Raw genomic sequence first — 24,852 nt, 5'->3', positions numbered from 1 at the left:
CCGTGGGGATGGGCGGCGGTGTGGGCTTGGCGAGGGAGCGCCCGCGAGTCCCACGCTCAGGTCGCCGAGTTCCGCGTCCAGGTCGCCGAGTTCCGCGCTCGGGCTGGCGAGTTCCGCGCCTGGGACGCCGAGATCCGCGCCTGGGACGGCGAGATCCGCGCCGCGCAGATCAACTCCCCGCCTGCACTCACCTGACGCGCCCGATCGCGAACGCATGCCGATGTGACCCCGCTCGCGGCATACTTGCGGAGTGCGGTCGGACTTCTACCGGTTCCGTGCGGCGTGGCTCATCGACGCGCCGGTAGCCACCGTGTTCGCCGCGGTGGTCGATGTCGCGCGCTACCCGCAGTGGTGGCCGGATGTGCGGACCGTGAGCAAGATCGACGAGGAAACCGCCGAACTGGTGTGCAGGGCCACGCTGCCGTTCGCCCTGACCCTCCGGATGACCCGGCTGGAGCAGGACGAGCGCGCGGGCAGACTGGGCGTGGCACTGACCGGCGACCTCGAAGGTTCGCTCACCGCCCGCGTTCAGGAAGGACCCGGATCCGCGACGAGACTGGAGATCCTCCAGCAGGTGGTCGCCACGAAAACACTGCTCCGCGCGTTGTCTCCGCTGGCCCGTCCCGTGTTCAGGGCCAACCACGCGGTCATGATGCGCAGGGGACAGCGGGGACTTCGCTCCATGCTGCGCCGGTGAACGTCCCACCCATCGCTCCGGGACCACCGCCAGTCCCGCGAGTCCGAACCGCGAACCCAGCCAGCGAACCCCGCCGAACCGAACTCGCCGCACCGCGCCCAGCCAGCGAACCCCGCCGAACCGAACCTGCCGCACCGCGCCCAGCCAACCAACCACGGCGAACCGAACCCGAACCGTGAGCCCCGCCAGCCCCTGGACCAGCGATAGCGGGGCGTGGGGCCCTGTCCGTGTCATCGAACAGGGCCCCACGGCCCGGACCCCGCCTCGACGGGATCCCTCCGGCGCCGGGCGGGGGATGAGGGGGATCCCGGCGCCGGTCGTTCTACGCCCGAACCGGTTCGCGTTCCGGCTCTGTCGCAGGTTGGTGATCGTCGACGAGCGTAGCCTCGTTGAACGGGTCCTGTCCCGCGAACACCCGATCTGCCTGATCCCGGTCGAATTCCTTCGTCCACGAGCCGATGACGACGGTGGCGATGGCGTTACCCGCGAAGTTCGTCAACGCGCGCGCCTCGGACATGAACCGGTCGATTCCGAGGATGAACCCGACGCCGTCGACCAGTTCCGGCCGGTGCGACTGGAGGCCGCCTGCCAGTGTCGCGATCCCGGCACCGCTGACTCCCGCCGCGCCCTTCGACGCGATCACCATGAACACCAGCAGCGAGATCTGTTCGCCGATGCCGAGCGGACTGCCCTGCGCGGTGGCGATGAACAGAGTGGCCATCGTCAGGTAGATGGCGGTGCCGTCGAGGTTGAACGAGTAGCCGGTCGGCACGGTGATGCCGACGACGGGCTTGCTGACCCCGAGGTGCTCCATCTTCGCGATGAGCCTTGGCAGCGCGGACTCCGACGACGACGTCGACACGATGAGCAGGAACTCTCTGCCGAGGTAGCCGAGCAACTTGAACACGTTCATCCTCGCCCCGAACCACAACACGGCGCCGAGCACGAGGAACACGAACAGCAGACAGGTGAGGTAGAAGCCGACCATGATGACCGCGAGGCTCTTGAGCGCGTCCCAGCCGGTTTCGCCGACCACTGCCGCGATCGCCCCGAAGGCACCGACGGGCGCGGCCCACATGATCATCGCCAGAATGCGGAAAACGAGCCGTTGCAGATGCTCGATGCCACGCAGGACCGGTTCGCCGACCCTGCCGAGTTTCTGTAGCGCGAATCCGGTCAGCAGCGCCACGAGCAGCGTCTGTAGCACAGATCCATCGGTGAAGGCCGACACGAGACTTTCCGGGATGATGCCGAGCAGGAAGTCGACGGTCCCTTCGCCCTCGGATGCCTGCTCCTGCACGGCGGCGACGTCGTCGGGGTCGAGCCGCATGCCCTCGCCGGGGTGCAGGATGTTGCCGACGATGAGCCCGATCGCGAGCGCGAACGTGGACATCACCAGGAAGTAGCTGAGCGCGAGCAGCCCGACCTTGCCGACCTTCGCGGCCTTCGCCACTGAGCCGATGCCGAGCACGATGGTGCAGAAGATGATCGGGCTGATCATCATCTTGATGAGGTCGACGAAACCGCTGCCGAGCGGTTTGAGGTTGGCCGCAAACTCGGGGAACGCGAACCCGACGGTGATGCCGAGGATCACCGCGGCGATGACCGCCAGGTACAGGTAATGCATCCGGTCGCGGCGTCGTGGTGCGGCCTCGGCCGCTGTCGACGGCTCAGGCAACGTTGCCTCCTTGAGAGATTGAGCTGATCGCGACGACTATCTGCACCGAGATGACCCAGGTCACCGTTGTGTTCATTTCGTTCGCGACCGAAGTGACGGCAACAGCGGCTGGCTGTGTTGTCATGTGGCGTGCATGTTTCGCCGAAGAGCTGGAGCCTCGCCCGCCAGCTGCTGGTGCTCCAGCTCGTGCTGGTCGGGGTTCTCGTCGCCGGAGGACTCGCACTGGCCTACGTCGACGCGGTCCGCGCCGCCGACGACAAGGCGGCCGACGAGGTCACCTCCGTGGCCGCGACGCTGGCCGACTCGCCCGGCGTCCGCCTTGCCGTGTCGGGGCCCGATCCCAGCGCCGAGTTGCAGCCGTTCGTGGAGCAGGTGCGCGCCGACACCGGGGTCGACTTCATCACGATCATGGACACCGACGGCGTCCGCCACACGCATCCGAACCCGGAGCTGATCGGACAGACCTTCGTCGGCAACACCGCCGAGGCGCTCGCCGGGCGGCCGTTCACCGAGACCTACACGGGCACGCTCGGTCCGTCCGTGCGCACGGTCACCCCGGTTTTCGACGGCGAGGGCACCGTGGTGGCACTGGTGGCGGTCGGCATCACCGTCGAGGCGATCACGGCCGAACTGCGGGAACGGCTCGAACCGTTGCTGATCGTCGCCGGTGGAGTGCTCGCCGTCGGCGTCGCGGGAAGCTGGCTGGTCAGTGCACGGCTGCGCAGGCAGACGAGGGGAGTCGCACCGGCCGAGCTGAGCGGGATGTTCGAGTACTACACGGCGATCCTGCACGCGGTGCGGGAAGGACTGGTGCTGATCGGCAGGGACGGTCGCGTGGTGCTGTGCAACGATGCGGCGAGGGAACTGCTCGGCCTTTCCGGCGACGTGCGCGGCGAATCCGTCGCCGAGCTGGGCCTCGCGGGCGATCTCGTGGACACGATGACCTCGACTCGGCGGCGCGGCGACGAGGTGCACGTCACCGAGACCAGGGTGCTGCTGGTCAACACCGTGCAGGTCCGCTCGGACGACAGGGCGATGGGCAACGTCGTGACCCTGCGCGACCACACCGAGTTGCAAGGTCTCACCGGCGAACTGGACACGGTGCGCGGATTCGCCGAGTCGCTGCGGGCGCAGGCGCACGAGTCGGCGAACAAACTGCACGCCGTCGTGTCCCTCGTCGAGACCGGCCGTGGCGAGCAGGCGGTGGAGCTGGCGACGGCGGAACTGGCAACGGCACAACAGCTCACGGACAAGGTCGTCGGCGCCGTGTCCGAGCCGGTGCTCGCGGCGCTGCTGCTCGGCAAGTCGAGTGAAGCGAGCGAACGCGGAGCCGAACTGGTGCTGACCGAGGACACGGCGATGGACGACACGAGCGCGCTGCTCGACTCGCGCGACCTGATCACGATCCTCGGCAACCTGATCGACAACGCGATCGACGCCGCCATCGAGGGCGCGGCCGAACGCGCGCCGAGGGTCGTCGTGACCGTGCGCACCCCGGCGGACGAGCTGTTCCTGCGGGTCGCCGACAGTGGCGGGGGCATCGCGCCCGGCGTGGCACAGGACATCTTCCGCAAGGGCTGGTCGACCAAGCCGGGCGGTGAGCAGGGAAGGGGACTGGGCCTCGCGCTGGTGGGGCAGACCGTCCGCAGGCACGGGGGCGTCGTCTCGGTCGGCAACGGAGACGACGGCGCTGCCCAGGACTCCGGTGCGGTGTTCACCATCCGGATCCCGCTCACCGGCCGAGCACGAGCCGTCGCCGTGACGCCAGGCGCGAATCAGGGTGGACGATGATCTTCGTGCTGGTCGTCGAGGACGACCCCGTCGCGGCGGAGGCACACCGGCAGTACGTCGAGCGCGTGCCGGGCTTCGTCGTCTCCGGCGTCGTGCACTCCGGCAACGAGGCGATCCGGTTTTGCGCGAGGCACAGGGTGGACGTGGTGCTGCTCGACTTCTACCTTCCCGACACCCACGGCCTCGCGGTGTGCCAGGCATTGCGGGCAGCCGGTTCCACCGCCGACGTCGTGGCCGTGACCTCGGCTCGCGATCTTGCCGTCGTCAGGGCGGCGGTGTCGGCTGGCATCGTGCAGTACCTGCTGAAGCCGTTCACGTTCGCGACGTTGCGCGAGAAACTGGAACGCTACGCGGAGTTCAGGGACCAGGCCGCGAGACCGGGGCAGGTACGCGGCCAGGCCGATGTGGACAGAATGCTGGGCGCGCTGCGCACCTCCGATCACACCGCGCTGCCCAAGGGAATGAGCGGGGCGACACTCGACGCGGTGAGCGCCGTGCTCGCCGAGTCCGGTGAAGGGATCTCCGCGGCGGGAGTGGCGACCGCGACCGGCGTTTCGCGGGTCACCGCCCGCCGCTACCTGGAATACCTTGCCGACAACGGGCTCGCCGATCGCCGCCCGCACTACGGCAGCGTCGGCCGCCCCGAAGTGCGCTACTCCTCCACGACCTGATTTTCTCCGGTGGTGAGTCCGAGCAGTTCCGCGCGGACGGCCGGGTCCGTTGTTCCCGCCGCGAGCAGCGGTGCGAAGGCCACGCACCACGCCCACAGCCGCTGTTCGTCGAAGCCCAGCGCGGAAGCCAGTTCCGCGCAGCGCCGCCGCCACGCGCGCGCCGAGGCCGCGGACAGGAAGACCCAATCGACCGCGTCGACGGCGGCGTCTCCCGCGCAGGGCCTCGGGTCGATCGCGATCAGCCCTCGTCCCGGATCGGCGAGCACGTTGCCGGGGTGCAGGTCGCCGTGCAGCAGCACGCGGCGAAGCGGACGCGCGGCCAGGCGCAGCGCGAGTGCCTTCCCTCCGGCCAAGCCGCGGGCTCGCGGATACCGCCTCCGGTAGAGACCGAAGATGAACTCGATCCGGTCGGTCAGATCGTGCGTGCTCGCCGAGGGGTCACCTGCCGCGTGCAGATCGCCGATGAGCCCGGCGACCTCGGACAGCGCGACATCGGGTCCGGGATGGCCGGAGTGGACGGCCTCAAGCAGCACCGCTCCGGTGTCGCTGCCCCACACCTCCGGTACGCGGGAGGAGGAAGCCCACTGCCGCAGCGCGGTGGCTTCGGCCGAAGCGATACCGGCGTCGGGAGTCAGTTTGAGCACGGCGGAACCGCGGCCGGCCATGGTGCACCACAGCACGAGCGAGGTGTTGCCGCTGCCGACCGGTTCGCCGATGGTCAGCTTCCACCGCGTTCCCAGCACGGCAAGGGTTTGGGCGAGTCCTTCCCACCACGGTGTGGTGACGTCCTCGCCGAACCGCGAACTCAACCGAGCCTTCGTCGCCTGGTAGGCCGGGGTGTGAAGATCGGAATTCCGCACACCCCGAGCCTAGGCACCCGTGCCGTTCAGAAGTAGGTGCGGACGAAGTCGACGACCGTGTGCCGGTCCTCACCGACGACGGGGATCACCGGCCATTTGTCGAACACCGTGCACGGGTGGGAAAGCCCGAAACCGACCCAGTCGCCCACCGCGAGCGGCGAACCGGGCGGCAGCGTGAGGTAGGTGTGCTGGTCGTTGAGTTTGCCGACCGTGTGCCCTTCCAGCGGCCGTACCGTGCCCGCCGGGTCGCGATGTGACTGTGGTTCGGGGAGGCCGTCGTCGAAGGAGACGTCGCGTTTTCCCATCGTCAGCAACGCGAGATCGTTCGTGGGAATCGACGTCACCTGTGCCCAGGCGCGCAGCGCGGAGCGCAACGGCGGGCCGCTCACCCTCGGATAGGCGCCCAGCGGCGACACCTCCCGGTAACGCCCATCGTCGTGCGTGAGGTACGCGCCGCTGCGCAGCACCGGCAGCACGGTCAGTCCGTCGAGGGAGGAGGGCCAGTCGACGGTGAGTCCTCGTGCGACCTTGTCGAAATAGGCGCTGCCGCCCGCGCTGACGATCACCGGCGTCTCGTCGGAGAACAGCCCTGCTTCGGCGAGCAGGATCGTCGTTTCCCTCAGTGTGTCCACATAGGATTCGATGTGGGCCAGTGCTCGTTCGGTGGTGTCCTTTTCGAGCGCGCCCTCGTAGCCGCCGACGCCGGTCAGCCGCAGCGCCGGGCTCGCGGCAGCCGCGCGAGCAACGGCCATCGCCGTTTCCTCGTCCCTGACCCCGGTTCTGCCCCGCCTCGCTTCGCGCGGGCCCAGTTCGACGAGCACGTCCACCTGCCGCCGCGCACCGGCCAGCGCGGCGGTCATCAGCTCGACCCCGCGAACGGAGTCGACCCAGCAGCAGAACTCGAACTCTGGATCGTCGTCCAGTTCACCGGCGAGCCAGCGCAACGCCGCGGGGTCGACCAGCTGGTTGGCCAGCAGCACCCTGGACACTCCGAAGGCGCGGTAGACCCTGAGCTGCGCGGCGTTGGCCGCCGTGATTCCCCACGCTCCGTTGTCGAACTGCTTCGCGAAGAGCTGGGGAGCCATCGTGGTCTTGCCGTGCGGGGCGAGCGCGACCCCGCGCTCCGCGCACCAGGCGGCCATGGTGCGCAGGTTGTGTTCGAGTGGTTCGGCTTCGAGCACGACGACCGGACCGAGGAAGCCGCCGGTGAACAGGCAAGGGCGCGCGTCGGCCGCCGTGGCCAGCGGCAGGCCCCACAGCGAAGAGGGGATGGCCTTGAAGCGCCAGTCGAGGCGTTCCTCGCCCGCGGCCAGCAGTGCCGTGGTGTCGAGGTGGCCCCTGGTGATCACCGGAGTCATGAGAGTGCCCGCGTCGCGGGTGGCGTGACCTGCATCAACCACGTGTAGCATCACGCCGTCGGTGGGTCAACGCCTTGTTTGTCCAGTGTGGACGGACGTGAGGGAAGGGAAACGCATGACGAACGTCGCGATCAGTACGGAGAACGCACCTGAGCCGGTCGCCGCGTATTCGCAGGCGAGGCGCAAGGGCAACATCTTGCAGATCGCGGGCCAGGTCGGCATGGATCCCGAGACGAAGCGGGTTCCCGAAGGGGTCGCGGCACAGACGAGGCAGGTGTTCGCCAACATCGAGGCGATCCTCGAAGCGGCAGGCGCCAGCTTCGCCGACGTCGTCATGATGCGGGTCTATCTCACCGACACCGCGCACTTCGCCGAGTTGAACGAGACCTACAACGCGCTGGTGCTGGAACCTCGGCCAGCCCGCACGACGGTGTACGTCGGCTTGCCGGAGGGACTGCTCGTCGAGATCGACGCGCTGGCCGTGCTCGACGACTGACCGTGAGGCCCTGACGTCCTAGTAGACGGGGCCGGTGTACTTCTCGCCGGGTCCCTTGCCTGGTTCGTCGGGGACGGCGGATGCCTCCTTGAATGCCTTCTGGAGCGACTGGAGCCCGTCCCGCAGCGGCGCGGCGTGCAGGCCGAGATATTCGCCGGAGGCCGTGACGAGGCCCGCGAGCGCGGTGATCAGCCTGCGTGCCTCGTCGAGGTCCCTTCGCGGGCTGGTGTCCGGGTCGTCGTCGGCGAGGCCGAGTCGTTCCGCCGCGGCCGAGAGCAGCATGACGGCCGCCCTGCTGATGACCTCGACGCTGGGGATGTCCTCCAGTTCGCGGACGTCCTGCCCGTTCTCGGCTCCGGCGTTGCCTTGGGAATTTTCGCCTGGTTCGGCGGCGTTGAGAGGGTCGTTGTGCACGTCTGGTACCCTTCCACGTGCGACCAGTCCCCGAGCGATCGGGGCGGCAAGTGGAGCCCCGCTCCCACCCGAGTCACCGCAAGCACAACCTCGCATCAGGTGGCCGGGTCCGGTCCCGGACGACCGAAATGGCAGTAGTCATCTCGGCCGCGCCGGAGCACCCGACAGGGTTCGATCACGAACTGTCGGGTTTCGATCGGATTGAGGGCCCCGCACACTTGTACGGACAGTACTTGTGCCGGGGCCCGTGGTATGTGGGCACCAGGTCGATGAGAACAGCGACATTTGGACCAAGGAGGCCCCATCAGCTCCGAGACGCGCATCAATGAGCGCATCCGCGTCCCCGAGGTTCGCCTTGTGGGACCGAACGGTGAGCAGGTCGGCATCGTCCGTATCGAGGACGCGCTGAGGCTCGCCCAGGAGGCCGACCTCGACCTAGTCGAGGTAGCCCCGCAAGCACGCCCGCCTGTGGCCAAGCTCATGGACTTCGGCAAGTTCAAGTACGAGAGCGCCCAGAAGGCCCGTGAGTCCCGCCGTAATCAGCAGCTCACCGTCATCAAGGAACAGAAGCTCCGTCCCAAGATCGACCAGCATGACTACGAGACGAAGAAGGGCCACGTGTCCCGCTTCCTCGCCGCTGGCAACAAGGTCAAGGTGACGATCATGTTCCGGGGACGTGAGCAGTCGAGGCCAGAGCTGGGATTCCGGCTGCTGCAGAAGCTTGCCGACGATGTCGCCGAACTCGGCTTCATCGAGGCGTCGGCCAAGCAGGACGGCCGCAACATGATCATGGTGTTGGCGCCGCACAAGAACGCGAAGGCAAAGTCGAAGACGGCGAAAGAAGCCGAGAACGCCGAGTCGTGACGGCCGCCGCAGGCCGGCAGGACGAACAGCAGCACACCGAATCCCGGTGTGCTGCCGTCTGAAAGAGAGAAGTAATGCCGAAGAACAAGACTCACAGCGGGATGTCCAAGCGCGTCCGCGTCACGGGCACCGGCAAGATCCGCCGCCAGAAGGCAGGCCGTCGCCACCTGATGGAGAAGAAGTCCAGCAGGGTGACCCGCAGGCTGGAGGGGACCACCGAGGTCGCCGCCGCCGACGTCAGCCGCGTGAAGCGGCTGCTGGGTCGCTGACCTTCAGCAGAACTTGCCCTAACCACCAGGGGCGCACCCGCCGCGCCCCCCGAATCGACAGGATGGACCCGTGGCACGCGTCAAGCGGGCGGTGAACGCCCAGAAGAAGCGTCGCGCAACTCTCGAACTGGCCAGCGGCTACCGCGGTCAGCGTTCGCGGCTCTACCGCAAGGCCAAGGAGCAGACGCTCCATTCGCTCAACTACGCCTACCGGGACCGCCGTGCCCGCAAGGGTGACTTCCGTCAGCTCTGGATCACCCGGATCAACGCGGCAGCCCGGCAGAACGGCGTCACGTACAACCGGTTCATCCAGGGCCTCAAGGCCGCTGGTGTCGAGGTCGACCGCAAGATCCTCGCCGAGTTGGCCGTGAACGACCCCGCGGCGTTCGCTTCGCTGGCCGAGGTCGCGAAGCAGAACATCAACACAGAGCAGAAGCCGGCCTGATCGCCGGCGACAACCGACCCGGGGACGTCTTGGTGTTCACACACAAGACACCCCGGGTCGTTGCTGCGAGACGGCTGACGACCCGGAGCGGCAGGCAGGAGTCGGGACGGTTCCTCGCCGAGGGCGCCCAAGCCGTCAAGGAGGCCCTGCGCCACGGTCACGTTCACGAGCTGTTCGTCACCGAGGCCGCGGCCACCAGGCACGCAGACCTGCTCGCGGGTGCCTCGGCCGTCTCGTTGATCAACCAGCGGGCGGCCGAACTGTTGTCGGAGACGAGGACCCCGCAGGGCATCGTCGCCGTGTGCGACACGGTCAGCGTGTCCCCCGCGACGGCGCTGGCAGGAAAGCCGAAGCTGGTCGCCGTGCTCGTCGGGGTCGCCGATCCCGGTAACGCGGGCAGCGTGCTGCGGGTCGCCGACGCGGCGGGAGCCGACGCGGTGATCTTCGCGGGCGAGTCGGTCGACGTGCACAACGGCAAATGCGTCAGGGCCTCGACCGGCAGCGTGTTCCATCTCCCCGTCGCTGTCGAAAGGGACGTGTCCTCGGCGCTCGCCGCGTGCGAGGCGGCCGGCCTGCGGACCGTCGCCGCGCACGGCTACGCGGACGCGGACCTCGACTCGGCGGCCGGGCTGACGGAGCCGACCGCGTGGTTGTTCGGCAACGAGGCGCACGGGCTCCCCGAAACGGTGCTCGCCGCGGCCGACCAGGCCGTTCGCGTTCCGATCTACGGCAAGGCCGAGAGCCTCAACCTGGCGACGGCGGCTGCCGTCTGCCTTTACGCGAGCGCGTTGCGGAACCGGCCCTGACCCGGGGTGACCGATACCGGTCACATAGACTCTTTCCGTCATTCGCCCACTGCGTTCGCGCCGTGGTGCCCCCAGATGTGTCAGCGGACGCCGAGGAGTTATGTCCGGAGCCAACGACAAGCAAGAGCCGAAGTCCGACAACGCGCTGGACGCGCTCGCGGCCGACACCCTGACCAATGCGGTCGCGGCGGCCGAGGTGCAATTCAGCGCCGCGGGGGACCTGGACGAGCTCGCCGGCGTCAAGCCAGCGCACCTCGGCGACGCGTCGCCGCTGTCGCTGGCGCGCAGGGCGATCGGTGCGCTGCCGAAGGACCAGAAGGCCGAAGCGGGCAAACGGGTCAACGAGGCGCGGCAGGCGATCCAGGCCGCCTACGACGACCGGCTCGCCGCGTTGCGGGCCGAGCGGGACGAGCACGTGCTCAAGGCCGAGGCCGTCGACGTGACGCTCCCGTGGGACAAGGTTCCTCGTGGCGCGCGCCATCCCATCAGCACCGTCGCCGAACGGGTCGCCGACGTGTTCGTCGGCATGGGCTACGAGGTCGCCGAGGGGCCCGAGCTTGAGGCGGAGTGGTTCAACTTCGACGCGCTGAACTTCGGCAAGGACCATCCGGCCCGGCAGATGCAGGACACGTTCTACGTCGGCGAGGAGGACTCCGGCCTGGTGTTGCGCACGCACACCTCGCCGGTGCAGGCGAGGGCGCTGTTGCACCGCGACCTTCCCGTGTACATCGTGTGCCCCGGCAGGACGTTCCGGACCGACGAGCTGGACGCCACGCACACCCCGGTGTTCCATCAGGTCGAGGGCCTTGCCGTCGACAAGGGCATCACGATGGCGCACCTCAAGGGCACGCTCGACGCCTTCGCGAGGGCGATGTTCGGCGCGGAGTCGGGCACCAGGTTCCGGCCGCACTTCTTCCCCTTCACCGAGCCCTCCGCCGAGGTCGACGTGTGGTTCCCGGAGAAGAAGGGCGGAGCGGGCTGGGTCGAGTGGGGCGGCTGCGGCATGGTCAACCCCAACGTGTTGCGGGCCTGCGGGGTCGACCCTGAGGTCTACTCGGGGTTCGCGTTCGGCATGGGCCTTGAGCGCACCCTGCAGTTCCGCAACGGCATCCCGGACATGCGCGACATGGTGGAGGGCGACATCCGGTTCACCCTTCCCTTCGGAACGGAGGCGTAGTGCGAGTCCCCGTAAGCTGGCTGAAGGAGCACCTTGAGCTGGGCGACGACGTCACGGTGGACACGTTGGTCGATGCCTTCGTGCGCATCGGCATCGAGGTCGAGGACGTCGCGGCGCTTGAGGAGGTCACCGGCCCCCTCATCACCGGCAGGGTCGTCGAGGTCGAGGAACTGACCGAGTTCAAGAAGCCCATCCGGTACTGCAAGGTCGACGTCGGTGACGCCGGGCGGACCGAGAACCCCGGCTCCGCCGACTCCGAGGGAACCGAGCCAGGGGGCAACGCCGCCGGAGCCGACGGTGCCGATGACGGAACGGACGAGGAGTACGACTCCGAGAACGATCCGAATCTGCCGAGGACCAACCGGATCATCTGCGGAGCCTCGAACTTCGCCGAGGGCGATCTCGTCGTGGTCGCCCTGCCGGGCGCGGTCCTGCCGGGCGGTTTCGAGATCTCGGCTCGCAAGACCTACGGCAGGGTCAGCGAGGGCATGATCTGCTCGGCCCGCGAACTCGGCCTCGGCGACGACCACACCGGCATTCTCGTGCTTCCCTCGGGAACCGCGAGCCCCGGTGACGACGCGAGGAACGTGCTCGATCTCGCCGACACGATCCTTGAGCTGGCTCCGACACCGGACCGTGGCTACGCGCTGTCGATCAGGGGCCTCGCCCGCGAGCTGTCCTGCGCGCTCGGCGCGCCCTTCGGCGACCCCGCGAGGGTCGAGGTTCCGGCGGCAGACGAGGACGCGTGGCCGGTGCGCATCGAGGACCCCGAGGGGTGCGGGCGGTTCGTGCTGCGCAGGGTCACCGGTCTCGACGCGGGTGCGCCGACGCCGTGGTGGATGCGCCGGCGGCTGCTGCTGTCGGGAATGCGGTCGATTTCGCTGGCCGTCGACGTCACCAACTACGTGATGCTCGAACTCGGCCACCCGCTGCACGCTTTCGACACGGGATCCGTCAAGGGCGATCTCGTCGTGCGCAGGGCGAAGCAGGGCGAGCACCTCACCACCCTCGACGACGTCAAGCGGGCGCTCGATCCCGACGACGTCGTGATCGCCGACGACAGCGGCGTGGTCTCCCTCGCCGGAACGATGGGCGGTGCGAGCACCGAGATCAGCGAGGACAGCACGGATGTGCTGCTCGAAGCCGCGCACTGGGATCCGGCCTCGATCAGCAGGACCGCGCGGCGGCACAAGCTGTTCTCCGAGGCGGCCAAGCGGTTCGAGCGCTACACCGATCCCGCGCTGTGCGCGGTCGCGGTGGAGCGGGCCGCCCGGCTGCTGCGCCAGTACGGCGAAGGCAACATCCTCCCTGGCAGGACCGACGAGGGACACGTCGAGCCGATGCCCGCGATCACCATGCCGATCAGCCTGCCCGACCAGGTCGCGGGCGTGCGCTACGAGCGGGGCGTCACGGTGCGCTGGCTCACCCAGATCGGCTGCAAGGTCGACATCAGCACCAGCGACGAGGGTGTCGCGCTCGTCAACGCGGTCCCGCCGAGCTGGCGTGGTGACCTCGCCCAGCCCGCCGACCTCGTGGAGGAGGTGCTGCGGCTGGAGGGTTACGACAGCATCCCCTCGATCATGCCGCCCGCGGCGGCGGGTCGTGGGCTCACCGAGGCGCAGCGCCGCAAGCGCACCGTGTCGAGGGCACTCGCCGAGGCTGGGTATGTCGAGGTGCTGCCGTTCCCGTTCGTCTCCCCGGAGGTGTGGGACGACTTCGGTCTCGCGGCCGACGACGCCCGCAGGCGCGGGCTCACGGTTCTGAACCCGCTGGAGTCGGACAAGAACCAGCTCACGACATCGTTGCTGCCCGGCCTGCTCGACACGGTGCAGCGCAACCTTTCCAGGGGCCTGCGCGATCTCGGCCTGTACCACATCGGGCAGGTCGTACTTCCCGACGAGAACCCCGTCGCGGTCCCCGATCCCGGCGTCGAAGGACGGCCGGGCGAGGCCGAACTCGCCGAGCTGGAGCGGTCGGTTCCCGGGCAGCCGTTGCACGTGGCCGCCGTGCTGACCGGGCACCGCGTCCGGCAGGGCTGGTGGGGTGACGGTGAGCAGGCGAGCTGGGCTGACGCCATCCAGGCCGCGCGCATCGTCGCGGCGGCGGCGGGCGTCGAGCTGCGGGCGGTGGCGGCGGAACGTCCGCCGTGGCACCCCGGCAGGTGCGCCGAACTGTTCGCCGGTGACGTGCCGGTGGGTTACGCGGGCGAGCTGCACCCCAAGGTCGTCGACAAGCTCGGACTTCCGAAGCGCACGGCGGCCGTCGAGCTGGATCTCGACGCGATTCCGCTGAGCGACGAGCGGCCGGCGCCGTCGATCTCTCCGTTCCCTCCCGTGTTGCTCGACGTCGCGCTGGTCGTCGACGATTCGGTGCCTTCGGCCGAGCTGGCCGCCGTGCTCAGGGACAGCGCGGGCGAACTGGTCGAGGACGTGACGCTGTTCGACGTCTACACCGGTGAGCAGGCGGGCGAGGGCAAGCGTTCGCTCGCCTACAAGCTCAGGTTCCGTGCCGCGGACCGCACGCTGACCGTCGACGAGGCGACCGCGGCTCGCGACGCGGCTGTGGCCGAGGCGGCGGCTCGTTTCGGCGCCGTGTTGCGCGGCTGATCGAGACTCCGGTAGGCGACCGCCCGCCAGTTGGCGGGCGGTCGCTATTTTCCGCCGAGATGCTTGAGTGCTTCCTTGCGGGACAGCGGGGACAACCCGGGATGCTCGGCGACGAAAGCGCCGACCCAGCCGGGATCTGTTCTCGCGTACTGGCGCAGTGCCCAGCCGATTCCCTTGCGAAGGAAGAAGTCCGGATCGTCGATGGTGGCCTCGACGCACGCGGCGAGCAGCTCCGCGTCGGTGCCGCCACCGAGACCGAGCTGGCAGATGACCGCCGACCGGCGTTTCCAGCGGTCGGCGTCCACCGCCCATTCCCGCAGCAACGGTGCCATCGTGGCGGGATGGTCGCGCAGGATCGGTCCCAGCCTTTTCGGCGCGACCACGTCGACGTAGTCCCACCACGCGCCGGTGATCACGAGTTCCTCGTACACCGGCACGAGGTCGGGTGTCTGCCAGCGCGCGTAGGCCCGGTGGCCGGTGAGGTCGATCGCGAGGTAGCGCTCCTCGCGGTAGGCGGCTTCGCGCCAGAGCAAGGTGACCGCCGCGAGCCAGCTTTCCCGGTCGGGTAGCGGGAATTCGGTGAACAGTCGCTTCGCGAGCCGTTCCCGCGCGGGTTTCTGGACACCGCGAAAGGGCAGCTCGGACTTCATGTAGCGCCGCATGTCCGGCGCCTTGCCGGGGTCGCCCAGTTCGGCGAGACCTTCTCGTGCGGCGCTCACCAGCGCTGTGGCGGTCGGTGGCATGGTTGCTCGTTTCGCGAGGTTCGGGGTGAGGGCACACGGTACGGTGCCGCACCGACAGTCGCCGTCCGGAGCCGGCCGGTCACCTACGGCCATCCAGGTAAAACCCCTTTGATTGAGTTTCCGTCTTCATGCATAATCATTCGTATGACGGTGAAGGTTGCGGTTGCCGGAGCGACCGGATACGCGGGCGGTGAGCTGCTTCGCCTGCTGCTCGCGCATCCCGAAGTCCAGATAGCAGAACTCACGGCCGCGAGCAGCGCGGGCACGCCGTTGGGGCAGCACCAGCCCCACCTTGCCCCGCTCGCGGACAGGATCGTCGGCGAGACGAGCGTGGAGAGGCTGGCCGGTCACGACGTCGTTTTCCTCGCGCTGCCGCACGGGCACTCGGGGGAGATCGCCGCGAAGCTCGGCGACGACGTGCTGGTGATCGACCTCGGCGCCGACCACAGGCTGGCCGACGAGACCGACTGGCAGCGCTGGTACGGCGGAACGCACGCGGGAAACTGGCCCTACGGCCTGCCCGAACTTCCGGGAGCCCGCGAAGCGCTGCGTGGCACCCGCAGGGTCGCCGTACCCGGCTGCTTCCCGACCGGTGGCTCGCTCGCGCTGGCGCCCGCGCTGGCTGCGGGACTCGTCGAGCCCGAGGTCACCGTCGTCGCCGTCACCGGCACCTCGGGGGCGGGCAAGAGCCTCAAACCGCACCTGCTCGGTGCCGAGGTGATGGGTTCGGCCAGCGCCTACGGCGTCGGTGGCGTTCACCGGCACACCCCCGAGTTCATCCAGAATCTGAGCGCGGTCGCGGGACAGCGGGTGACCGTGTCGTTCACGCCGGTGCTCGCCCCGATGCCGCGCGGCATCCTCACCACGGCGAGCGCTCCGCTCGGCGAGAACACCGACGGATCGGCCGTGCGTGAGGTCTACGAGAAGGCATACGCGGAGGAGCCGTTCGTGCGGCTGCTTCCGGAGGGACAGTGGCCGACCACGGCGGCGACCCTCGGTTCCAACAACGTCCAATTGCAGGTCACCGTCGACGAACAGGCGGGGAGGCTCGTCGTGATCGCCGCGATCGACAACCTCACCAAGGGCACAGCAGGAGGTGCTGTCCAGTCCATGAACATCGCACTGGGGCTACCGGAAACCACCGGCCTTCCCGCGACGGGAGTCGCGCCATGACGATCACGGCTCCCCTCGGATTCCGCGCCTCCGGCGTCACCGCCGGCCTCAAGGCCAGCGGAAAACCGGACATCGCCCTCGTCGTCAACGACGGCCCCTCCGACGTCGCCGCCGCGGTGTTCACCACCAACCGCTGCAAGGCCAATCCCGTCCTGTGGAGCGAGCAGGTCATGGCGACCCGCACGGCGAAGGCCGTCGTGCTCAACTCGGGCGGGGCCAACTGCTACACCGGCCCGCGTGGGTTCCAGACCACGCACGCCTCGGCCGAGCAGGTCGGCGGTCTCATCGGCGCCGGGGCGATCGACGTCGTGGTGTGCTCGACGGGCCTCATCGGCGAGCAGCTCGACGAGCCGAAGCTGACCGCCGGAATCGAACTCGCGGCCGGGAAGCTCTCCGCCGAAGGCGGGGCGGCGGCGGCCGAGGCCATCATGACCACCGACACGCACAGCAAGCAGGCGGTGCGCGAGGGCGAGGGCTATCGCGTCGGCGGCATGGCCAAGGGTGCCGGAATGCTCGCTCCGGCGCTTGCCACGATGCTCGTCGTGATCACCACCGACGCGCTCGTGGACGCGGACACGGCCGACAGGGTGCTGCGGGAGGCGACGAGACTGACCTTCGACCGGCTCGACTCCGACGGCTGCATGTCCACCAACGACACGGTGCTGCTCATGTGTAGCGGTGCCTCGGGCGTCACCCCTGACGAGGCCGCCTTCGGCGAGCTCGTCGCGGATGTCTGTCACGATCTGGCCCAGCAACTGCTCGGTGACGCCGAGGGCGCCGATCACGACATCACCATCGAGGTCGTCAACGCGGCGACCGAAGCCGACGCGCTGGAGGTGGGCAGGTCCATCGCCCGCAGCAACCTCTTCAAGTGCGCGGTGTTCGGCAAGGACCCGAACTGGGGCCGCATCCTGGCCTCGGCAGGCACGACCAATGCCACTTTCGAGCCTGCCGAGCTCGACGTCGCCTTCAACGGCGTGTGGGTATGCAGGGGCGGCGAGCCGGGGGAGTCCCGAGAGAAGGTCGACCTGACCGAGCGCGCCGTCAGCGTCGTCGTCGACCTCAAGGCGGGCGACAGCAGCGCCACGATCTGGACCAACGACCTCACGCACGCCTACGTGCACGAGAACTCGGCGTACTCGACATGAGCGGCACCGGATCGACCGAATCGCTGGTCGCGGCGGACGACCGGCTGGCCGCCGCCGCCGAGAAGGCGGGCGTGCTGATCGAGGCTTTGCCGTGGCTGCAACGGTTTCACGGCGCGACCGTCGTCATTAAATACGGCGGCAACGCCATGATCGACGACGATCTCAAGCGAGCGTTCGCCGAGGACATGGTGTTCCTGCGGCTCGCCGGCCTGCGCCCGGTGGTCGTGCACGGCGGTGGCCCGCAGATCACCTCGATGCTCGGCAAGCTCGGCATCGAGGGCGAGTTCAGGGGCGGCCTCCGGGTGACGACTCCGGAGACGATGGACATCGTCAGGATGGTGCTCGTCGGCCAGGTCAGCAGGGAACTCGTCGGGCTGATCAACGCGCACGGTCCCTACGCGGTGGGGATCTCGGGCGAGGACGCGCGGCTGTTCACGGCGGAGCGCAAGCAGGCCACGGTCGACGGGGAAGCGGTCGACATCGGCCTGGTCGGTGAGGTCGCCTCCGTCAACCCCGACGCCGTGCTCGACATCGTCAACGCGGGCCGGATTCCGGTCGTGTCGACCGTGGCGCCCGATGTGGACGGTGTCACGCACAACGTCAACGCCGACACGGCGGCTGGGGCGCTCGCCGCCGCGCTCGGCGCGGAGAAGCTCGTCGTGCTCACCGACGTCGAGGGGCTTTACGCGAACTGGCCGGACCGCTCCTCACTTGTCGACCGCATCGAGGTGGACCGGCTCGCGCGGCTGCTGCCCAGTCTCGCCAGCGGGATGATCCCGAAGATGGAGGCTTGCCTGAGGGCGATCGAGGGCGGAGTCCGCAGGGCACACGTCATCGACGGCAGGATCGCGCATTCGGTGTTGCTCGAAGTGTTCACGTCGCGGGGCATCGGAACGATGGTCCTGCCTGCGGACGGGGGTGAATGATGTCCAATCAGGACAATCAGGCGCGGTGGACGGCCGCGATGATGAACAACTACGGCACCCCGGCGCTGACCCTCGAACGCGGTGAGGGCGCGCGGGTGTGGGACGCCGACGGCAACAGCTACCTCGACCTGGTCACCGGAATCGCCGTCAACGCGCTCGGCCACGCGCATCCCGCTGTCGTGTCGGCGGTGACGGACCAGATCCGGACCATCGGCCACACCTCGAACCTCTACATCAACGAACCGGCGCTGCGGCTGGCCGAGCGACTGCTCGACGTCGCCGGTCTCACCGGCGACGGCAAGGTCCTTTTCGGAAACTCGGGAGCCGAGGCGATCGAGGCCGCCTTCAAACTGACGAGGCGGACCGGCAGGACCAAGGTCATCGCCACCGAGGGCGGGTTCCACGGCCGCACCATGGGCGCGCTCGCGCTCACCGGTCAGGCGGGCAAGCGGGAACCGTTCGAGCCGCTGGTGCCGGGGGTCACGCACGTGCCTTACGGCGACGTCGCCGCGCTCGAAGCCGCGGTGGACGGCGAGACGGCGGCGTTCGTGGTCGAGCCGGTCCAGGGCGAGAACGGCGTTGTCCTGCCGCCGGAGGGCTACCTGCGTGCCGCCCGCGAGATCACCGCACGGCACGGCGCGTTGCTGGTCGTCGACGAGGTGCAGACCGGGATCGGCAGGCTGGGTCACTGGTTCGGGTTCCAGCGGGCAGGCATCGTCCCCGACATCATCACGCTGGCCAAGGGGCTCGGCGGCGGCCTTCCGCTCGGTGCGTGCATCGCGGCGGGCGACGCCGCGTCGCTGTTCGAGCCGGGACAGCACGGCACCACCTTCGGCGGCAATCCGGTGTGCTGCGCGGCGGGACTCGCCGTGCTCGACACCATCGCCTCGGAAGGACTGCTCGAACACGCCGCGACGCTCGGCAAGGAGATCGCGGCCGGTGTCGAGCGCATTGGTCACCCGCTTGTCGGCGGGGTGCGAGGAGCGGGACTGCTCACTGGCATCATGCTCCGTGACCAGGTTTCCGCGGCCGCGGCCTCGGCCGCCCAGCGAGCCGGATTCCTGATCAACCCGATTCAGCCCGGCGTGCTCCGGCTTGCCCCACCACTGATCTTCAGCGAAGAACAGGCAACCGAGTTCCTTTCCGCCCTGCCTGCCGTGCTCGACGCCGCCACCACGAAGGACACCGACTGACATGCCACGCCACTTCCTCCGCGACGACGACCTGAGCCCCGCCGAGCAGCTCACCGTGCTCGACCTCGCCGACCAGGTCAAGCGCGAGCCGATCGGAACGGCGCTCGCCGGCCCCAAGGCCGTCGCCGTGATCTTCGAGAAGAACTCGACGCGCACCCGCTTCTCCTTCGAGGTCGGCATCGCGCAACTCGGCGGGCATCCCGTCGTCGTCGACGGGCGCAGCATGCAGATCGGCCGCGAGGAGACCATCGAGGACACCGCGAGGGTGTTGTCCCGCTACGTCGACCTGGTGGTGTGGCGCACCTTCGCGCAGGCGAGGATCGACGCGTTCGCCTCGGTGGCCAGCGTTCCCGTCGTCAACGCGCTGACCGATGAGTTCCATCCCTGCCAGATACTCGCCGACCTCCAGACGATCAGGGAGCGCAAGGGCAAGCTCGCCGGGCTGACGCTGACCTACCTCGGCGACGCGGCCAACAACATGGCGCATTCCCTGCTGCTCGGCGGCGTCACCGCGGGCCTGAATGTGCGGGTCGCCGCGCCGGAGGGCTTCCACCCCGCGCCATGGGTGCTCGACGCGGTCGCCAAGCGGGCGGCGGAGACCGGTGGCAGCGCGGAGATCTTCACCGACCCGCACGCCGCCGTCGACGGTGCCGACGTGGTGACAACGGACGCCTGGACCTCGATGGGCCAGGAGAACGACGGCAAGGACCGGGTCGCGCCCTTCCGGCCGTACCAGGTCAACGCCGAATTGCTCGGCAGGACCGGGAAAGACACGATCGTGTTGCACGACCTCCCCGCGCACAGGGGCTGGGAGATCACCGACGAGGTCATCGACGGCCCTGCCAGCGCGGTGTGGGACGAGGCCGAGAACCGGCTGCACGCACAGAAGGCACTCTTGGTGTGGCTGCTCGACCAGGCGGAGCGACGATGAGGCACGTCTTGGCTGCGGGTGACCGGGCATGAGCAGGGCGGCGAGGCAGGCCAGGATCACCGAGCTGGTGTCCACAATGGCGGTTCGCAGCCAGACCGAGCTGGCCAAACTGCTGGCCGCCGAGGGCATCGAGGTCACGCAGGCTACCTTGTCGAGAGACCTCGACGAGCTCGGTGCCGTCAAGCTGCGGGGAGCGGACTCCGGCGCTCCGGTGTATGTCATCCCCGAGGACGGCAGCCCGGTGCGCGGTGTGCAGGGTGGCACGTCCCGGCTGTCGCGACTGCTGGCCGAACTGCTGGTCTCGGTGGATGCCTCTGGCAACCTGATGGTGCTGCGCACCCCACCGGGAGCGGCGCAGTTCCTGGCCAGCGCGATCGACAGAGCGGCGTTGGAGGAGGTCGTCGGATCCATCGCGGGCGACGACACGGTGGCGGTTATTGCCAGGGAACCGCTGTCGGGCAAGGAACTGGCTGAACGCTTCGCCGCGCTGGCGCAGCGATCGTCTACTTCGGACGTATACGGTAGTGAGGAGAACAATCATGACTGACCGGGTGGTGCTCGCGTATTCCGGCGGGCTCGACACCTCGGTGGCGATCGGCTGGATCGCCGAGGAGACCGGTGCCGAGGTGGTCGCGGTCGCCGTCGACCTCGGACAGGGTGGCGAGGACCTGGAGACCATTCGCAAGCGCGCGCTGGAGTGCGGTGCGGTGGAGGCCGTCGTCGCGGACGCGAGGGACGAGTTCGCCGACGAGTACTGCCTTCCCGCGCTCAAGGCCAACGCGCTGTACATGGACAGGTACCCGCTGGTGTCCGCGCTGTCGCGGCCGGTGATCGTCAAGCACCTCGCCGAGGCGGCCAAGTACCACGGTGCCAACATCGTCGCCCACGGTTGCACCGGCAAGGGCAACGACCAGGTGCGTTTCGAGGTCGGCATCGGCGCGCTCGCGCCCGACCTGAACGTGCTGGCTCCCGTCCGCGACTTCGCCTGGACGAGGGAAAAGGCGATCGCCTACGCCGAGGAGCGCGATCTGCCCATCGACGTCACCAAGAAGTCCCCGTTCTCGATCGACCAGAACGTGTGGGGCCGCGCCGTCGAGACCGGCATTCTCGAAGACCTGTGGAACGCGCCGCCGAAGGAGGTCTACTCCTACACCCAGGACCCGACCGTCCACTTCCAGGCGCCGGACGAACTGGTCATCACCTTCGACAAAGGCGCGCCGGTCGCCATCGACGGCAAGCCGGTGACGATGCTGGAAGCGATCAAGGAGCTCAACGCTCGCGCCGGCGCGCACGGCATCGGCAGGCTCGACATGGTCGAGGACCGGTTGGTCGGCATCAAGAGCAGGGAGGTCTACGAGGCCCCCGGCGCGATCGCGCTGATCACCGCGCACCAGGAACTGGAGAACGTGACGGTCGAGCGCGACCTCGCGCGTTTCAAGCGCCAGGTCGAGCAGCGCTGGGGCGAGCTGGTGTACGACGGCCTGTGGTTCTCGCCGCTCAAGGACGCGCTCGACGGGTTCGTGGCGAAGACCCAGGAGCACGTCAGCGGTGACATCCGGATCGTGCTGCACGGTGGCACCGCGACCGTCACCGGACGGCGCAGCGCGGAGTCGCTTTACGACTTCAACCTCGCGACCTACGACGAGGGCGACACCTTCGACCAGTCACTCGCGAAGGGCTTCGTCCAGTTGTGGGGCCTGCCGAGCAAGATCGCCGCGAAGCGGCAGCAGAGCAAAAACTAGCCGAAAGGAAACGACCCCTCCCGCGCGGGAGGGGTCGTTTCCCGATTCCGGAACCCGGAGAGGACAGCGTGAAGGACAACGAGGGCGGAGCGTCGGTCGCACTGTGGGGAGGGCGGTTCGCCAGCGGCCCCGCCGAGGCGATGGCGGCACTGAGCGCGTCGACCCATTTCGACTGGCGGCTCGCTCCCTACGACATCGCCGGTTCGCGGGCACACGCGAGGGTGCTGCGCAAGGCGGATCTGCTCACCGGCGACGAGCTGACCGGCATGCTCGCCGCGCTCGACACGCTCGCGGCTGACGTGGAGTCGGGGGCGTTCACCCCGACGATCGCCGACGAGGACGTGCACACCGCGCTGGAGCGCGGACTGCTGGAACGGGCAGGCGCCGAACTCGGCGGCAAGCTGCGCGCGGGCAGGTCGCGCAACGACCAGGTCGCGACCCTGTTCCGGATGTGGCTCAGGGACGCGGCCCGCAGAGTCGTCGAGGGCACCCTGGGCGTCATCGACGCCCTCGTGGCGCAGGCAACGCGTTACCCGGACGCGGTCCTGCCCGGCAGGACCCATCTTCAGCACGCGCAGCCGGTGCTGCTCGCCCACCACCTGCTCGCCCACGCGCAGGCACTGCTGCGCGACGTCGGCAGGCTGCGGGACTGGGACGCGCGCACCGCCGAATCGCCCTACGGATCGGGGGCGCTCGCCGGTTCCTCGCTCGGACTCGACCCCGAAGCGGTCGCGGCGGAACTGGGCTTCGCCACGTCGGTGGAGAACTCGATCGACGGCACCGCTTCCCGGGATTTCGCGGCCGAGTTCGCGTTCGCGGTGGCCATGCTCGGCGTCAACCTCTCGCGCGTCGCCGAGGAGGTGATCCTGTGGAACACCGCCGAATTCGGCTACGTGACACTGGACGACGCCTGGGCGACCGGCAGCTCGATCATGCCGCAGAAGAAGAATCCCGACGTCGCCGAACTGACGCGAGGCAAGTCGGGCAGGCTCATCGGCAACCTCACCGGGCTGCTCGCCACCCTCAAGGCACAGCCGCTGGCCTACAACCGGGATCTGCAAGAGGACAAGGAACCCGTCTTCGACTCGGTCGAGCAGCTCGAACTGCTCTTCCCTGCGCTGGCCGGAATGCTCGGCACGCTGACCTTCCACACCGGAAGGCTCGCCGAACTCGCGCCAGCCGGGTTCACCCTCGCGACGGACATCGCCGAATGGCTTGTGCGCCAAGGGATTCCGTTCAGGGGCGCCCACGAAGCAGCGGGCGAGTGCGTGCGGGTCGCCGAAGAGCGAGGTGCCGGACTCGACGACCTCACCGACGACGAGCTCGCCGCGATCCACCCCGCGCTGACCCCCGAGGTGCGCACCGTCCTGACGGTCGCGGGCTCGGTGGCTTCCCGTGACGCGCGAGGCGGTACCGCGCCCGCACGGGTCGGCGAACAGCGCGACCGGCTCGTCGCGGCGCTCGAACCGCACCGGGCCTGGGCGAGTGAGGCGACACCCGCGGGTTAGCCTGAGCCAGTAACTGCTGGTGAGGGGGAACCGTGGAGCGGGACGCTCAGGATGAGCGGGTGATGGCGCGCGAAGAGCTCGCCATCGACCCCGTCGATCTGGCAAGGAAGCTGCTCGGCGGCGTGCTGGAGTCGCGTACCCCTGAGGGGATCGTGCGACTCCGGCTCGCCGAGGTCGAGGCGTACCGGGGGCTCGACGACCCCGCTTCGCACTGCTATCGGGGCCGGACTCCGCGTAACGACGTCATGTGGGGTCCGGCAGGGCACCTGTACGTCTATTTCGTGTACGGCATGCACTTCTGCGCCAACGTCGTCGGGCTCTCCGACGGACAGCCCGGCGCGGTGCTGCTGCGGGCGGGTGAGGTCGTCGAGGGCGCCGACCTGGCGAGAAAGCGGCGCCCTACCGCGAGGGGCAACGGGCACGTCGCGAAAGGTCCCGCGGTACTGACCTCGGTGCTCGGTCTCGACAGGGCGCACAACGGCATCGACCTGACCGACTCGTCGGCTTCGGTCCGGCTGCTCGCCGGCGAATCCGTCGCCGACGAACGGATCCGTTCCGGCCCGAGGGTGGGCGTCGCCGCGGCCATCGACATCCCGTGGCGGTTTTGGATCGACGGATCACCCGCGGTCAGTACCTACCGCCGGGGAGGCAGGGTCCGTCCCCGGGCCGAGCGCTGAGGAGCCGGTGGGGGAAAATCGGTGACGTGAGCGAGCACATTCTTGACGAGCTGACCTGGCGAGGACTGATCACCCAGTCCACCGACCTCGACGTCCTGCGTCGTGACCTGGACTCCGGTCCCATCGCGGTCTACATCGGATTCGATCCGACCGCGCCGAGCCTGCACGCGGGTCACCTCGTCCAGATGCTCGTGCTGCGGCGGTTCCAGAACGCGGGCCACCGCCCCGTGTTGCTGGCAGGTGGCGGCACCGGCCTCATCGGTGACCCGCGCGACGTCGGCGAGCGCACTCTCAATTCCGAGGAGACCGTGCGGGAGTGGGCGGAGAACCTGCGAGGTCAGCTCGCCAAATTCGTCGACTTCGATCACGAGTCCGTGCCGCCGGTCGAGGTCAACAACCTCGACTGGCTCGGGCAGATGACCGTGCCCGTCTTTCTGCGCGATGTCGGCAAGCACTTCTCGGTCAACACGATGCTGGCGAGGGAGACCGTCCGCAGGCGGCTCGACACCGATGGCATGTCGTACACGGAATTCAGCTACATGCTGTTGCAGGCGACCGACTACCGCGAGCTGTTCGCGCGTCACGGCGTGAAGCTCCAGGTCGGTGGATCCGATCAGTGGGGCAACATCGTCGCGGGAGTCGACCTCGTTCGGAGGGTGCACGGCGCGCAGGTGCACGC

At 68.9% G+C, this 24,852-nt stretch carries 26 protein-coding genes (1 of these 26 cut by a window edge); 21 read left to right on the top strand and 5 right to left on the bottom strand.

Annotation, left to right across the window (positions count from 1 at the left end; all coding sequences use genetic code 11):
- Positions 1-18 precede the first annotated feature (18 nt).
- Together BAY61_RS33055 and BAY61_RS21515 are read left to right on the top strand one after the other, a co-directional pair.
- Positions 19-195 (top strand): hypothetical protein, encoded by a 177-nt coding sequence (locus tag BAY61_RS33055; RefSeq protein ID WP_170140297.1) that lies wholly within the window; start codon positions 19-21, stop codon positions 193-195.
- Between the two features lie 55 nt (positions 196-250).
- Entirely contained in the window at positions 251-697 is a 447-nt protein-coding gene (locus tag BAY61_RS21515) for an SRPBCC family protein (protein ID WP_091809843.1), read from the top strand.
- A 322-nt stretch (positions 698-1,019) separates the two neighbouring features.
- Here BAY61_RS21515 and BAY61_RS21510 read toward each other — a convergent pair whose 3' ends face one another.
- Entirely contained in the window at positions 1,020-2,324 is a 1,305-nt protein-coding gene (locus BAY61_RS21510) for a cation:dicarboxylate symporter family transporter (protein WP_091809845.1), read from the bottom strand.
- 180 nt (positions 2,325-2,504) lie between these two features.
- On the opposite strand from BAY61_RS21510, the gene BAY61_RS21505 reads away from it, so the two are divergent.
- Together BAY61_RS21505 and BAY61_RS21500 are read left to right on the top strand one after the other, a co-directional pair.
- A complete protein-coding gene (locus tag BAY61_RS21505; protein WP_091809913.1) occupies positions 2,505-4,166 on the top strand; it encodes an ATP-binding protein in 1,662 nt (553 codons plus the stop codon).
- Entirely contained in the window at positions 4,163-4,837 is a 675-nt protein-coding gene (locus BAY61_RS21500) for a response regulator (RefSeq protein ID WP_091809846.1), read from the top strand. The genes BAY61_RS21505 and BAY61_RS21500 overlap by 4 nt, the downstream gene beginning before the upstream one ends.
- Here BAY61_RS21500 and BAY61_RS21495 read toward each other — a convergent pair.
- Together BAY61_RS21495 and BAY61_RS21490 are read right to left on the bottom strand one after the other, a co-directional pair.
- Positions 4,819-5,697, bottom strand: a complete 879-nt coding sequence (locus BAY61_RS21495) for an aminoglycoside phosphotransferase family protein (protein ID WP_091809848.1) — start codon at positions 5,695-5,697, stop codon at positions 4,819-4,821. The two genes, BAY61_RS21500 and BAY61_RS21495, sit on opposite strands and share 19 nt — an antisense overlap.
- 26 nt (positions 5,698-5,723) lie before the next feature.
- Positions 5,724-7,055, bottom strand: coding sequence for an amino acid deaminase (locus tag BAY61_RS21490; protein ID WP_091809915.1), 1,332 nt, complete (start codon positions 7,053-7,055; stop codon positions 5,724-5,726).
- A gap of 115 nt (positions 7,056-7,170) precedes the next feature.
- On the opposite strand from BAY61_RS21490, the gene BAY61_RS21485 reads away from it, so the two are divergent.
- On the top strand, positions 7,171-7,551 hold the full coding sequence (locus BAY61_RS21485) for a RidA family protein (protein WP_091809849.1): 381 nt from the start codon (positions 7,171-7,173) through the stop codon (positions 7,549-7,551).
- 18 nt (positions 7,552-7,569) lie between these two features.
- Here the strand turns inward: BAY61_RS21485 and BAY61_RS21480 are convergent, their stop codons facing one another.
- A complete protein-coding gene (locus tag BAY61_RS21480; RefSeq protein ID WP_091809851.1) occupies positions 7,570-7,965 on the bottom strand; it encodes a DUF1844 domain-containing protein in 396 nt (131 codons plus the stop codon).
- A 285-nt stretch (positions 7,966-8,250) separates the two neighbouring features.
- Between BAY61_RS21480 and infC the strand changes: the two genes are divergently transcribed.
- The 6 genes from infC to pheT all read left to right on the top strand — a co-directional run bounded on the left by infC (position 8,251) and on the right by pheT (position 14,132).
- Positions 8,251-8,829 carry a translation initiation factor IF-3 gene (gene infC / locus BAY61_RS21475; protein ID WP_091809852.1) on the top strand — a complete coding sequence of 193 codons (579 nt, stop codon included), beginning with the start codon at positions 8,251-8,253 and terminating at the stop codon, positions 8,827-8,829.
- Positions 8,830-8,903: 74 nt separating this feature from the next.
- Positions 8,904-9,098, top strand: a complete 195-nt coding sequence (rpmI, locus tag BAY61_RS21470; RefSeq protein WP_091809862.1) for a 50S ribosomal protein L35 — start codon at positions 8,904-8,906, stop codon at positions 9,096-9,098.
- A gap of 70 nt (positions 9,099-9,168) precedes the next feature.
- Positions 9,169-9,543, top strand: coding sequence for a 50S ribosomal protein L20 (gene rplT, locus BAY61_RS21465; protein ID WP_091809863.1), 375 nt, complete (start codon positions 9,169-9,171; stop codon positions 9,541-9,543).
- Positions 9,544-9,575: 32 nt separating this feature from the next.
- The gene (locus BAY61_RS21460; RefSeq protein ID WP_176879870.1) at positions 9,576-10,349 is read left to right on the top strand and encodes a TrmH family RNA methyltransferase; all 774 of its coding nucleotides are present in this window, start codon (positions 9,576-9,578) and stop codon (positions 10,347-10,349) included.
- Positions 10,350-10,449: 100 nt separating this feature from the next.
- Complete coding sequence (gene pheS, locus BAY61_RS21455; protein WP_091809865.1) at positions 10,450-11,526, top strand: phenylalanine--tRNA ligase subunit alpha; 1,077 nt, start codon at positions 10,450-10,452, stop codon at positions 11,524-11,526.
- Entirely contained in the window at positions 11,526-14,132 is a 2,607-nt protein-coding gene (pheT, locus tag BAY61_RS21450) for a phenylalanine--tRNA ligase subunit beta (RefSeq protein WP_091809866.1), read from the top strand. The genes pheS and pheT overlap by 1 nt, the downstream gene beginning before the upstream one ends.
- Positions 14,133-14,176: 44 nt before the next feature.
- Here the strand turns inward: pheT and BAY61_RS21445 are convergent, their stop codons facing one another.
- Positions 14,177-14,875, bottom strand: coding sequence for a DNA alkylation repair protein (locus BAY61_RS21445; protein WP_091809868.1), 699 nt, complete (start codon positions 14,873-14,875; stop codon positions 14,177-14,179).
- Positions 14,876-15,019: 144 nt separating this feature from the next.
- On the opposite strand from BAY61_RS21445, the gene argC reads away from it, so the two are divergent.
- The 10 genes from argC to tyrS form a co-directional block, all read left to right on the top strand.
- Positions 15,020-16,048, top strand: a complete 1,029-nt coding sequence (gene argC / locus BAY61_RS21440; RefSeq protein ID WP_091809870.1) for an N-acetyl-gamma-glutamyl-phosphate reductase — start codon at positions 15,020-15,022, stop codon at positions 16,046-16,048.
- The gene (gene argJ, locus BAY61_RS21435; protein WP_091809872.1) at positions 16,045-17,196 is read left to right on the top strand and encodes a bifunctional glutamate N-acetyltransferase/amino-acid acetyltransferase ArgJ; all 1,152 of its coding nucleotides are present in this window, start codon (positions 16,045-16,047) and stop codon (positions 17,194-17,196) included. Before argC ends, argJ begins: the two co-directional genes overlap by 4 nt.
- Complete coding sequence (gene argB / locus BAY61_RS21430) at positions 17,193-18,122, top strand: acetylglutamate kinase (protein WP_091809873.1); 930 nt, start codon at positions 17,193-17,195, stop codon at positions 18,120-18,122. The genes argJ and argB overlap by 4 nt, the downstream gene beginning before the upstream one ends.
- The gene (locus BAY61_RS21425) at positions 18,122-19,315 is read left to right on the top strand and encodes an acetylornithine transaminase (protein WP_091809918.1); all 1,194 of its coding nucleotides are present in this window, start codon (positions 18,122-18,124) and stop codon (positions 19,313-19,315) included. Before argB ends, BAY61_RS21425 begins: the two co-directional genes overlap by 1 nt.
- Before the next feature lies 1 nt (position 19,316).
- A complete protein-coding gene (argF, locus tag BAY61_RS21420) occupies positions 19,317-20,246 on the top strand; it encodes an ornithine carbamoyltransferase (protein WP_091809875.1) in 930 nt (309 codons plus the stop codon).
- A gap of 28 nt (positions 20,247-20,274) precedes the next feature.
- Positions 20,275-20,793: an arginine repressor gene (locus BAY61_RS21415; RefSeq protein ID WP_091809877.1), complete on the top strand. Its 519-nt coding sequence runs from the start codon at positions 20,275-20,277 to the stop codon at positions 20,791-20,793.
- Positions 20,786-21,988, top strand: a complete 1,203-nt coding sequence (locus tag BAY61_RS21410) for an argininosuccinate synthase (RefSeq protein ID WP_091809879.1) — start codon at positions 20,786-20,788, stop codon at positions 21,986-21,988. Before BAY61_RS21415 ends, BAY61_RS21410 begins: the two co-directional genes overlap by 8 nt.
- Positions 21,989-22,056: 68 nt before the next feature.
- Positions 22,057-23,496, top strand: coding sequence for an argininosuccinate lyase (argH, locus tag BAY61_RS21405; protein WP_091809881.1), 1,440 nt, complete (start codon positions 22,057-22,059; stop codon positions 23,494-23,496).
- A 62-nt stretch (positions 23,497-23,558) separates the two neighbouring features.
- A complete protein-coding gene (locus BAY61_RS21400) occupies positions 23,559-24,173 on the top strand; it encodes a DNA-3-methyladenine glycosylase (RefSeq protein ID WP_091809882.1) in 615 nt (204 codons plus the stop codon).
- A gap of 26 nt (positions 24,174-24,199) precedes the next feature.
- Positions 24,200-24,852 carry the 5' portion of a tyrosine--tRNA ligase gene (tyrS, locus tag BAY61_RS21395; protein ID WP_091809884.1) on the top strand. It continues 622 nt past the right edge of the window, so only the first 653 of its 1,275 coding nucleotides appear in the window; it begins with the start codon at positions 24,200-24,202; the stop codon falls past the right edge of the window.

The organism is Prauserella marina (assembly GCF_002240355.1).
GTDB lineage: Bacteria > Actinomycetota > Actinomycetes > Mycobacteriales > Pseudonocardiaceae > Prauserella_A > Prauserella_A marina.
This window is presented reverse-complemented; position numbering and strand designations above follow the sequence as displayed.

Coding starts and splice junctions, on each gene's coding strand:
- argB (WP_091809873.1), top strand. CDS start 17,193: ATGAGCGGCACCGGATCGACCGAATCGCTGGTCGCGGCGGACGACCGG.
- BAY61_RS21400 (WP_091809882.1), top strand. CDS start 23,559: ATGGCGCGCGAAGAGCTCGCCATCGACCCCGTCGATCTGGCAAGGAAG.
- BAY61_RS21410 (WP_091809879.1), top strand. CDS start 20,786: ATGACTGACCGGGTGGTGCTCGCGTATTCCGGCGGGCTCGACACCTCG.
- pheS (WP_091809865.1), top strand. CDS start 10,450: ATGTCCGGAGCCAACGACAAGCAAGAGCCGAAGTCCGACAACGCGCTG.
- BAY61_RS21490 (WP_091809915.1), bottom strand. CDS start 7,055: ATGACTCCGGTGATCACCAGGGGCCACCTCGACACCACGGCACTGCTG.
- BAY61_RS21415 (WP_091809877.1), top strand. CDS start 20,275: ATGAGCAGGGCGGCGAGGCAGGCCAGGATCACCGAGCTGGTGTCCACA.
- BAY61_RS21500 (WP_091809846.1), top strand. CDS start 4,163: ATGATCTTCGTGCTGGTCGTCGAGGACGACCCCGTCGCGGCGGAGGCA.
- BAY61_RS21485 (WP_091809849.1), top strand. CDS start 7,171: ATGACGAACGTCGCGATCAGTACGGAGAACGCACCTGAGCCGGTCGCC.
- argC (WP_091809870.1), top strand. CDS start 15,020: ATGACGGTGAAGGTTGCGGTTGCCGGAGCGACCGGATACGCGGGCGGT.
- rpmI (WP_091809862.1), top strand. CDS start 8,904: ATGCCGAAGAACAAGACTCACAGCGGGATGTCCAAGCGCGTCCGCGTC.
- BAY61_RS21425 (WP_091809918.1), top strand. CDS start 18,122: ATGTCCAATCAGGACAATCAGGCGCGGTGGACGGCCGCGATGATGAAC.
- argJ (WP_091809872.1), top strand. CDS start 16,045: ATGACGATCACGGCTCCCCTCGGATTCCGCGCCTCCGGCGTCACCGCC.
- argF (WP_091809875.1), top strand. CDS start 19,317: ATGCCACGCCACTTCCTCCGCGACGACGACCTGAGCCCCGCCGAGCAG.
- BAY61_RS21510 (WP_091809845.1), bottom strand. CDS start 2,324: ATGCATTACCTGTACCTGGCGGTCATCGCCGCGGTGATCCTCGGCATC.
- BAY61_RS21445 (WP_091809868.1), bottom strand. CDS start 14,875: ATGCCACCGACCGCCACAGCGCTGGTGAGCGCCGCACGAGAAGGTCTC.